This window comes from Kribbella sp., from assembly GCF_035655035.1.
Lineage (GTDB): Bacteria > Actinomycetota > Actinomycetes > Propionibacteriales > Kribbellaceae > Kribbella.
In genome coordinates this window covers 1-7,240 of the sequence record NZ_DASRVN010000461.1, presented here as the reverse complement: position 1 = coordinate 7,240, position 7,240 = coordinate 1, and the positions used below count along the sequence as shown (strand labels likewise).

General features: G+C 69.2%; 7 protein-coding genes. 1 reads left to right on the top strand and 6 read right to left on the bottom strand.

The genetic code is table 11. From position 1 onward, the window contains the following. Nucleotides 1–926 (bottom strand): hypothetical protein (locus VFF46_RS25360; RefSeq protein ID WP_325039713.1); only part of this gene is annotated, 926 nt, incomplete at its 3' end. Between the two features lie 93 nt (nucleotides 927–1,019). On the opposite strand from VFF46_RS25360, the gene VFF46_RS25355 reads away from it, so the two are divergent. Further along, nucleotides 1,020–2,483, top strand: a complete 1,464-nt coding sequence (locus tag VFF46_RS25355) for a hypothetical protein (protein ID WP_325039712.1) — start codon at nucleotides 1,020–1,022, stop codon at nucleotides 2,481–2,483. A gap of 87 nt (nucleotides 2,484–2,570) precedes the next feature. Here the strand turns inward: VFF46_RS25355 and VFF46_RS25350 are convergent, their stop codons facing one another. The 5 genes from VFF46_RS25350 to VFF46_RS25330 form a co-directional block, all read right to left on the bottom strand. Continuing rightward, complete coding sequence (locus VFF46_RS25350; protein WP_325039711.1) at nucleotides 2,571–3,026, bottom strand: FxsA family protein; 456 nt, start codon at nucleotides 3,024–3,026, stop codon at nucleotides 2,571–2,573. Between the two features lie 102 nt (nucleotides 3,027–3,128). Further along, nucleotides 3,129–4,700 carry an apolipoprotein N-acyltransferase gene (gene lnt / locus VFF46_RS25345; protein WP_325039710.1) on the bottom strand — a complete coding sequence of 524 codons (1,572 nt, stop codon included), beginning with the start codon at nucleotides 4,698–4,700 and terminating at the stop codon, nucleotides 3,129–3,131. 601 nt (nucleotides 4,701–5,301) lie between these two features. After that, entirely contained in the window at nucleotides 5,302–5,670 is a 369-nt protein-coding gene (locus VFF46_RS25340) for a hotdog domain-containing protein (RefSeq protein ID WP_325039709.1), read from the bottom strand. 23 nt (nucleotides 5,671–5,693) lie between these two features. Then, nucleotides 5,694–6,446 carry an OAM dimerization domain-containing protein gene (locus tag VFF46_RS25335; RefSeq protein WP_325039708.1) on the bottom strand — a complete coding sequence of 251 codons (753 nt, stop codon included), beginning with the start codon at nucleotides 6,444–6,446 and terminating at the stop codon, nucleotides 5,694–5,696. Continuing rightward, nucleotides 6,443–7,240, bottom strand: a 798-nt coding sequence (locus VFF46_RS25330; protein ID WP_325039707.1) for a lysine 5,6-aminomutase subunit alpha TIM-barrel domain-containing protein, incomplete at its 5' end; no start/stop codon positions are given. The genes VFF46_RS25335 and VFF46_RS25330, both read right to left, overlap by 4 nt.

Here is a 7,240-nt window from a genome sequence, read left to right as displayed (position 1 = left end):
CCGTCCTCGAGCTTCGACACCGCGTCGCGGAGCTGCTCGGTCGCACTTGTCAGATCGTCGACAATCCGACGAGGGTTCTCCAGCAGCTCGGCCCCGCACTCGAGCACCTGCGCGGCCGCCAGGTGCACGGCCGCGGCGTCCGCGTCACAGGTCGTTGCCTCCGGCCCCGGTTCGTCGACGATCGTGCTCAGCCAGGTCAGCTCGTCGACCAGCCGGACGAGGGCGCGGGACCCGGTCGACAGCCCGGTCGGCCGGTACGGAGTCGCGGTGAAGGTACGACGGAGTTCGTCGATCGACGTCCTCGTCTCCCGGGTACGGACGGCGCAGACGGCGGCGGAGTCCAGCGCCTCGGACCGCAACTGCGCCGCGGCAGCCCGGCACACTCGCGCGGCCGGTGCACCGAGCAGGTCGACCGACCCCCGTGGCCACAGGAACGTCACGGCGAGGACAGCCGCGCCGGCCGCGATCGCGACCCCGGCGAGCCGATCGGGCAGCGTCGACAGCGAGCCGGGTGTCGCCACGGAGAGGATGAACGACAGCAACAACGACGTACCGGCCCCGGCGAGCACCGAACTGACGACGCCGGAGAACAACACGCCGAACCCGACGACCGCAGTGGCCGCGATCGCCGTCCATATCGTGTGGCCCGCCAGCGTGCCCAGCGACACCAGCACGAGCCAGGCGATCGCCAACTGCACCTGTGCGCGGATCCGCTGCACGACACCGCCCGGGAACTCCACCAGCAGCAACATCGCGAACGCCCCGAACGCGGCGAACGTCGCCACCGTCGGCGCCTTCAGCACGCCCGCGCAGAACGCGAACAGCACCGGCATCACCACCGCCGTGCGCGCGGCCCGCCGGGTGGCACCCAACCCCGGATCCCGCCGCCGCAACCACCCATCGATCCACCGACCGAGCCTCGTCACCGGGTCAGTCTCGCGCACCCACCCCCGATGGTCACGCAAACCTCGACTTTGGTCGGATGCCGGTCTTCCCTGGAGTTCCCTAACCTCCGGGGTATGACGAGTTCCCCGGCCGACACCGCCCTGCCGCCAGCCGCCACCGTGTGGGTCCGGCGGGCCGTCGTCCTGCTGTTCGCGAACCTGGTCGCGAGCGCGATCTTCGCCGCGCTCACCCTGACCTTCACGGCGGCGGTGGTGGACTACCAGCTGGCCCACGGCAGTACGAAGACCGCCGAGGAGCTCCGGATCTCGATCTGGATCCGGGCGTCGATGGTGCTGGTGATCGCGGCGTTCTACTGGTTCATCGCGCGCCGGATGCGGCGCGGGCGCCGGGGTGCCTACGTGCGGGTGCGAACGCTCTCGATCGCCGGGGTAGTTGCCGTCGGCTACCTCCTGCTGACCGGCGCCTACCCGGGCTGGCTGCGGTCGGTGCAGGTCGTCCAGTTGTTGTTGCTCGCGGCCCTGGTCGTCATCACCAACCTCAAGCCGGTACGGGCGGCCTTCCCCCGGCAGCCCAAGCCGCCGAAACAGCCGGGCGCCGGGAAGGCCGCGTGGACCCTCGTGCTGGTGACCCCGCTGGTCGCGGAGTTCTCGCTCGGGACGGTGCCGGTGCGGATGTTGTACCTGGTGCTGATGTACATCCCGATCTACGGCGCCGGCGCGCTGCTCATCCGCGAACTCGCCCGCCGGGCCGGCGGCGGCTGGCCGACGATCGCGCTGCTCGGCGTCTGCTACGGCCTCCTCGAGGAAGGGCTCGCGCTGCAGAGCCTGACCAGCCCGCACTTGTACGGCGCCGCTGCCTGGGGGCCACGCGTGCTCGGGATCAACACGACGTACACCGAGCTGAACCTGCCGTACCACGTCGTCTTCAGTGTGGTGATCCCGATCGCGCTGGTGGAGCTGATGTTCCGTCGCGTCGGCAAGCAGCCGTACCTCCGCCGCGGCGGCATGGTCATCACCGCCTTCGTGACGCTGCTCGGCGCGGTACTGCTCCGCCTGGCGGTACCGCCGACAGAGGACCCGAACTACCAGATGCCGGCACCCGCCATCCTGACCGTCGTCGCCATCATCATCATCTGCGCCGTCGTCGCCCTAGGCATCCTCCCCCGCCGACCACTCACCACACCCGCCCCCTCCCCGACACCCGTTCCCGCGCTCGTCGGGGTGGTGTGCGGGGTGGCGACCTTGGGGTATCTCGCGTTGTTGTTTCCGATCGGCGGGGCGCGGCAGCCGGCGTTTGCCCATGGCAACTGGGTGCTCGTGCCGATGGCGATGGCCGCGGCCGTCGGAATCGGGACCGCCTGGCTGCTCGCCCGCTGGAGCGCGGGCCCGGCCTGGACCGAGCGGCACCGGGCCGCAGCGATCGGCGCTGCCCTGATCGCCCACTCGGTCTTCGGGCTGATCACCCGCGCGAAGACGATGCCGGACCGCCTCCTGATGGCCGCCGTACTCGTCGCCCTCTGCCTCCTCACCGCCCGCCTGACCACCCGCCGAAGCACGGCGAAGCCGGCAACCGCGTGAGCCAGTCCACCGGACGTCCAGCACACAAGCAGCCCACGCCAGGAGTCGGCGGGTTGGGCTAGTCCGGGTCGACGACCTCGCCTTGGATTACGTCGCCGGAGGCGGTGGGGTGCTGGGGTTGGGGGCGCCGGGGATGAACGGGGGGAAGGTCGGTGGGGTGAGGGTCGCGGCGCGGCGGGTGAGGAAGCGGGTGGAGAGGCGGCGCGCCAGCGAGCGGGTGAACGGGAGCAGGAAGAACAGCCCGACCACGTCGGAGATGAACCCGGGGATGATCAGCAGCGCGCCACCGATCAGCACCATGCCGCTGTCCGTCAGGTCCCGCCCGGGAAAGCCTGCGCCCGGCAGGTTGGCGGACTGGAAGGTGGACTGAAGCGTGGCCCAAGCACGCCGCCCGGCGCGTTTCACCAGCCAGGCACCGAGGAACGTTTCGAGGACGAGCAGGCCCAAGGTCTGCCAGCCGCCGATGGCGTGGCCCACCTGGATGATCACGAAGATCTCCACGACCGGCACGGCCAGCAGTGCCAGCCCGATCAACCACGGCATCTCTTGCCCCTTCCACAGACTCACCCCAGTGTTACAGGTCGCGGCAGCCGTTCCACGGTCCGCTGCGCACGTCGGGGGTCGTTCAGGGGGTACCCCGACCTGTCAGGCGGGCACCTTCTCGCGTTCCCTCGTGGAACCTGCGGCCGGAGGCGGCGGAGTCTTGTCCCCACGCGTACGGCGCCGCGCCGCCATCGCGAGCACCAGCCCGAGCAGTCCGAGCGCGGTCAGCACCCATTGCGGCCAGCCGCCGAGCGTCGTCGCCAGCGTGTGGCCGTCCTTCAGCGGCACGTTCGCCACATACAAGTCCCGGGTGAACTGCGCCGACTTGTGCTCGACCGTCCCGTCCGGGCGGATCACGCCGGAGATGCCGCTGGTCGACGCGATCAGGACCGTTCGGCCGGTCTCGATCGCGCGCATCCGGGTGATGGCGAACTGCTGCTCCGGCTGCCCGGTGCCGCTGTACGTCGCGTTATTGGTCTGCACGATCAGGACCTGGGCGCCGCCGTTCACCACATCCCGGATCACGTTGTCGTACGCCAGCTCGAAGCAGATCACGTCGCCGTACGTGACGCCGCGGATCGGCATCACGCCCGGCCCGACACCGGGCACCGTCTGCGCGCCGATCATCTCCAGCCGGTGGATGTACGGCAGCAGCTGGTCGCGGAACGGGATGTACTCACCGAACGGCACCGGATGCCGCTTCGCGTACCGCTGGCCCGGCCCGGTCACCGGGTCCCACACGATCCCCGTGGTCTGCCGCTCGTTCACCCCCGGCCCCTCGGTCACCGCGCCGACCAGGATCGGAACGTTCACGGCGTGCACGGCCTGCTCGATGTCGGCCCGGGTCTCGTCGTCCTTGTACGGGTCGATGTCGGTGGAGTTCTCCGGCCAGATCACCAGGTCCGGCTTCCGCACCTTGCCGGCCTGGACCTCCTGCTCGAGGTCGAGCGTCGCCTTCAGGTGGTTCTGGGTCACGGTCCGCGCCCGGCCGAGGAACTCCAGTCCCTTGCCCGGGACGTTGCCCTGCACCATCGCGGCCGTCACGCTCTTCCCGTCACCGGCCAGCGGCAGGTGGATCAGGGCACTCCCGAACACGATCGCCAGCCCCGCGACCACGACCACCGCGCGCATCCGCAGCGCGGTCCCCCGGCGCAGTACGGCGTACACCAGCACGCCGAGGAACGCGACGACGAAGCTCAGCCCCGCGATCCCGACATACGCCGCCAGCCGCCCGAGCGGTGCGTCCGCGAAGGCCCAGGCGAGCTTGCCCCACGGGAACCCGCCGAACGGTACGGACGCGGTCGCGAACTCGGTCGCGACCCACAGGCACGGGATCCACAACGGCCACAGCCGCAACTTCAGCACCTGGGTCGCGAACAGCCCGAAGACCGCGTAGAACAGCCCCTCGAGGACCGCGAGCGCGATCGCGGCGTCCCCGCCGATCACGCTCAGCCAGGGCACCAGGACCGCGTAGTACGTGATGCCGAAGGCGGCGCCGACGAGGAAGCCGGCCTTCATCGAGATCCCGTGCAGCGCGGCGAGGAGGAGCGGTACGGCGACGATCGTCAGCCACGGCAGGTCGTGCGGCTGGAACGAGAAACCGAGCATCGCCCCGGCCGCCACGGCCACCGCCACCCGCGGCAGCAGCCGCCCCAGCGCCTTCAACCGGTCCACGCGGTAACCCCTTGTCCTCACTCACCGGCGGACGCCGGTCGCACGACCGTACAACGTCCCGGACACGCCAATGTATCCGGTCAGTAGCCAGTAGGTGTCGGTCGTTGTCAACGCCGGGAAATGTCACCGGGAAGCGACCGAATCACACGGATGGAGTTCGGCGGCGCGAGAGAGGGGTCAGAAGCCGATCCAGGTCCGGTCAGAGGAAAGAGGCTCGGCGTGCCTTCGGACCAACCGGCGATACGCTGGCTGCGCACCGTCCGGCTGTTGTCTACTGGCCGCCGAGCCTCTTCCACCTCTGCCCCGCGGGGGGCTCACCGCCGGCGATCTCAGCCCCCGTCGACTCAAGCCTGGCTATGGCCTGGTCAGCGTCGCGGGATCATCCGGCGGCCGAACTTCGTGTGACCGTTGAACAAACGGGATATGACGACTCCCAAAACGATGCTCGCTGACGACGACGGTGTCAACCTCTCCCCCGGCTCTTTGAGCCCGTTGTAACACTATCGCCTGCCCTACAAGGGAAAACGAGGAACCCTCACCCGAGTCACGTTACAGAGCGATGTCGGCACTCCACGTGATCGTTACCCAGGGCAACCAATCGTCACCCAACCGGGACGACGACGGTTCCTTTGGCCCGGGTGATTTCCAGCGGTTCGGCGAGTACTTCGGCGGCCGAGGCGGATTGGTCCGGACGACCGCGGCACACGACGTACGCGCTGAAATCGAGGTCCCGGCTGCGGTTGCCGACCCGGCTGATGGTGGCCGTCACCTCGACCACGTCCCCGGCGCGCAGCGGCTGCAGGAACTGCACGTCGGAGTACGACGCGAACAGGCCCTCGTCACCGTCGGCCTGGATGCACACCTCGGTGGCGACGTCGCCGAACAGCGCCAGCACGTACGCGCCGTCGACCAGGTTCCCGGCGTAGTGCGCGTGGCTGTACGGGACGTACCGGCGATGCCTGACGGTCAAACCAATAGTTGCCTTCGACACCTTTATGCAACCGTTCTGTAGGAGTGACGTTTCGTCACCAACGCGTCGACGAGATAGCTGGCCACCTCACCCGGGGTGGTCCCGCGGCCGAACACCCGGTCGACGCCGAGCTCGCCGGCCATCTGCTCGGTGAAACGGGGGCCGCCGGCAACCAGTACCGGACGGGTGTCCTCGGAGTACGCCTCGCGGAACGCGGCCGACATCTCCTTGGTGTTCAGCACATGCGCCTCGCGCTGCGTGACCACCTGCGAGACCAGGATCGCGTCGGCCTTCTCCGCCCGCGCCCGCCGGACCAGCTCCGGTACGGCGACCTGGGCGCCGAGGTTCACCACCTTCACCTCGCGGTAGTACTCCAGGCCCTTCTCGCCGGCGAACCCCTTGATGTTGAGGATCGCGTCGATACCGACCGTGTGCGCGTCGGTGCCGATACACGCGCCGACCACGGTGAGCCGGCGGCGCAGGCCCTTGCGGATCGCGAGGTTGACTTCCTTCGGCGCCAGCAACGGGTAGTCCCGCTCGACGACCTCGACCTTGGAGGTGTCGACCAGGTGGTTGACCGGGCCGTACACCACGAAGAACGTGAAATCCGGGCCGATCGGCTTCGAGTGCACGACCAGCGCCGGGTCCATGCCCATCTTGTTCGCCAGCTGCACCGCGGCGCCCTCGGCCCGCTTGTCGTGCGGGACCGGCAACGTGAACGACAGCTGCACCATCCCGTCCCCGGTGGTGTCGCCGTACGGCCGGATGATACTCACTGGCCCTCCTCCAACAGCTCGATCGCCGGGTTGTAGTACGCCGCCGACTTCCGCGCGACCCCGTCCAGGCCGCGGCCGGCGTCCTGAGGACGTTTCATCAAGCCGAACGTGCCGTCGCCGATCGCGTTCAGCAGGCCGTCGTCGACGATCCGGTCGAGCAGCTCAACCGACTCCCCCAGCACCTGCCGGGCACGCTGCGCGATGAACCCGTTGGGCTCCGGCCGGAAGTCCTCGTGAAGGTTGCCCGCGGCACCCAACACGTACCGGACGTTCTGCAGCGCCAGGTCGCGGTCGGAGATCCACGGCGTGACCACCGCCTCGGTCATCATCCCGACCAGCAGGATGCCCTGACCGGTCATCGCGCCGACCAGGTTGAAGAACCCGTCCAGCAGGTACCCGCGGAACACGTCGCCGGTCATGTGCCGGGTCGGCGGCATCCACTTCAGTGGCGCGTTCGGGAACAGCTGGCGGGCGAGCATCGCGTGCGCCAGCTCCAGCCGGAACGAGTCCGGGATGTCCGGGTTGATCTCGAACGCGTGTCCGAGCCCGAGCTGCCAGTCCTCCAGCCCGGCCTCCTTCGCGAAGTACTCGTTCAGCAGCTGCGACACCGTGACCGTGTGCGCGGCCTCGACCGCGTCCGCGGTGGTCAGGTAGTTGTCCTCGCCGGTGTTGATGATGATCCCGGCGCGGGCGTGGATCTGCCGGCTGAACCGCTGGTCGACGAAGGTCCGGATCGGGTTGATGTCGCGGAACAGGATCCCGTACATCGAGTCGTTCAGCATCATGTCGAGCCG